This is a genomic window from uncultured Aquimarina sp. (assembly GCF_947495315.1).
Classification (GTDB): domain Bacteria; phylum Bacteroidota; class Bacteroidia; order Flavobacteriales; family Flavobacteriaceae; genus Aquimarina.
This window is the reverse complement of sequence record NZ_CANLYD010000043.1, coordinates 1-838: the sequence shown is the minus strand read 5'-3', so window position 1 is coordinate 838 and position 838 is coordinate 1. Positions and strand designations below refer to the sequence as shown.

The 838-nt window shown below is 29.7% G+C and carries 2 protein-coding genes; both read right to left on the bottom strand.

Annotated elements, in window-relative coordinates; translation table 11 throughout:
* Positions 1 to 165 precede the first annotated feature (165 nt).
* Positions 166 to 537 carry a hypothetical protein gene (locus Q0910_RS28510; protein ID WP_299224238.1) on the bottom strand — a complete coding sequence of 124 codons (372 nt, stop codon included), beginning with the start codon at positions 535 to 537 and terminating at the stop codon, positions 166 to 168.
* A complete protein-coding gene (locus tag Q0910_RS28505; protein WP_299224235.1) occupies positions 538 to 816 on the bottom strand; it encodes a barstar family protein in 279 nt (92 codons plus the stop codon).
* Positions 817 to 838: the final 22 nt, after the last annotated feature.

The window sequence follows — 838 nt, the reverse complement described above, 5'->3', positions numbered from 1 at the left end:
TATGTGTCGTAGCAGGGCAAAATGTTACCTTGCTTTTTGATTTTTCTTGCGCATTGGTTGCTAACTTTTACTTTTTGCAAGCATTGCGCCTTACCAAATATACAAGAACCATTCAATTTATCACTTAGCTGCTATGATCACATATATGTTGTTGTGCTTAGTTCTTTATTTGGTTTCATACCAATCTTTATAGTCTAAGTGCTTATCAAATTCCTCATCATTCATTTTGAATAGAATTTTTGAGTATTCCCTTGATTTAGAAATCTTTTTTTGATTTAGAAAATCAGTAATCATAAAATGAATAGATGGATGTTCAATATCATCCATTCTCAAAGTCGAATATCTTTTTCTTGATTTCGGATACTGTTTCCAAAACCTTTTATAATCGCTGTAAATTTGCTCTGTTACTTTTGAAATTATTTCTTTTAGTAATTCAGTTGGGATTTGATTGTCGGAAAGTCCAATATAATACTCTCTGATTTTAGAGTTAAATTCCTTTTTAGGTTCAATTTTATTTTCAGTTTTCCAGAATAGCATTTAGGTCAGTTGTAATTCAATATTCTTGTGTTCTTTAATAATTTCAATTATTGCGTCAAAATATTTAAGTTCAGATTTACTTTTTTCACTTCGATGCCATTTTAGGATATACTTTTCATCAACATCATGAATTCCGAATCCTCCATATAAGACATCATTAAATGCATTAAGGTTCCGTCCAATTTTCCAATTCAATCCGAAAGTCATTTTTGATTCCACTTCTCGATAGAATCCTTTCATATTTGAAAATTTATTTCCGTTAATCTCGATTATTCGCATTTTGGTAAATTAAGCACAACGT